The organism is Bacillus sp. FJAT-27001, assembly GCF_019039175.1.
Taxonomy (GTDB): Bacteria; Bacillota; Bacilli; order Bacillales; family Bacillaceae; genus Bacillus; species Bacillus velezensis.
The window spans coordinates 1-1983 of the sequence record NZ_JAHOAA010000018.1; the positions used below are offsets into that span (position 1 = coordinate 1).

Here is a 1983-nt window from a genome sequence, read left to right on the forward strand (position 1 = left end):
TTTTTGACGCAGCACTCTTGCGAGCTGATTCGACTTCTCATTGAGTTCCCGGTACGTAAGATAATGATTTCTAAACTTCACCGCTATATGATCAGGGCGTTTATCCGCTTGGTCTTCAAATAGCTCCTGTAGTGTTTTTTCTCTGTCATAATCTGCTTGTGTATCATTAAAACCATACAGGATCAGTCGTTTTTCCGATTCCGTCATCATTTCTATTTCTGATAGTTTGGCGTTTGGATTCCGACAAATACTGGCCACAATTTGTTTGAAATGCTTGATCATCCTTTCGATGGTTTCCTCTTTAAAAAGACTTATAGAATATTCAATACTTCCCCTCAATGTCCGTTTGTTTTCCGTGACATGGAGCGTAAGGTCGAATTTAGACTGATCGCTTGGTTGAAAGATCGGCTTTAACTGTAATTTGTCCAACTCTCCTACTGATGCTTCTTCATGATGATTCATCGTAAACATGACATCAAATATGGGGTTTCTTCTCAAATCCTTCCCTACATTCACTTTTTCTAGCAATTCTTCAAACTGATAACTTTGATTTTCAAAAGCTTTTATTGAATTTTCTTTGATTTCTTTTAAAAATTTAGTGAAACTTTTATTTTCACACGGATTGTTCCTTAAAGCCAGTGTATTAACAAACATCCCTACGATAGGTTCAAGATCTGGATGTGTTCTTCCTGCAGCAGGAGTTCCTACTATAATGTCTTCTTGACCACTATACTTAGCTAGCAGAATATTGAATGCTGATAAAAGAACCATAAACATAGAACTTTCTGTTTGCTTAGATATCCTTCTTAAACCCTTTGCTGTGCTTTCGTCCAATGAAAAACTTATTTTTTGCCCGTTATAACTTTGAATAACAGGTCTGTCAAAATCATAAGGTAAACTTAAGATAGGCAATTCTCCTGAGAACTTGTTAGTCCAGTAATCTTCCATCTCTTTCATATCTTTTGATTGTAAGAATTTATGCTGCCATTCAGAAAAATCCTTGTACTGAATTTTTAAAGGTTCTATTTCATGCCCATTATACATGCGGACAAAATCTTTCATTAAAATTTTCATGGATAGCCCGTCAGTTATAATGTGATGCATATCAATCAATAAATATTTTTTGTCACCAAGCTCTACTACTCCGACCCTGCATAACGGAGCTTCTTCCAAGCTAAAGAATCTAATAAAATCCCTCATTACTTGTTGTATTGTCTTTGAATCTTCTTTCTTTTCAACAATGCTAAAGGTGTATTCACTTTGGATATTCTGTACAATTTCTCCATTAATCGTGTTGAAAGAGGTCCTAAACGCTTCATGTCTTTCAATTAACTTTTTGAAGGTTTTTTCTATTCGATCTTTTTCTATGTGACCACTGAGTTCGAATACAACCGGGATATTATAAGTTGTACTTTTTGGTTCAATCTGTTGAAATGTGTATAACCTTTTTTGAACTGATGATGTTTTGTAATAATCTCGAAGTTCAGCTTTTCCTATTCCTTTATACGTTTGAATTTTCACATTGCCATCAATATGCTTGCTTATACTTCTTATCGTCGCGTTTTCAAAAAAAGATCTTAATGGCATTGCTTTATTCATCTCTTTATGAATCGTGTTTATCATTAAGCTCGCTTTAAGTGAATTTCCTCCCAAATCGAAAAAGTTATCATCAATTCCGATTATCTCTGCACGTAATATTTCACTCCATATGTCAACCAGTTTCTCTTCTATCTTCGTCCTTGGAGCAACATAGTCAGAAGAATGTATTAAACCTGCATGAGTTGCTTCAGGTAAGGATTTCTTGTCTATTTTTCCATTTGTAGTAAGGGGAAATGATTCTATTTCTATTATATAAGCTGGTACCATATAGTCCGGCAGACTCTCTTGTAAATATTCTTTAAGCTTTAGTTTATCCATAACTCCATCTGTAGTTACGTAAGCACAAAGGTACTTCTCATTCTGTTCATTTGCTTTGGCTAAAAC

At 34.7% G+C, this 1983-nt stretch carries 1 protein-coding gene; it reads right to left on the reverse strand.

The window, feature by feature from the left end; genetic code table 11:
• The coding region (locus BGM27_RS20415; protein WP_254122959.1) for a condensation domain-containing protein at positions 1–1983 on the reverse strand (1983 nt) is incomplete at both ends.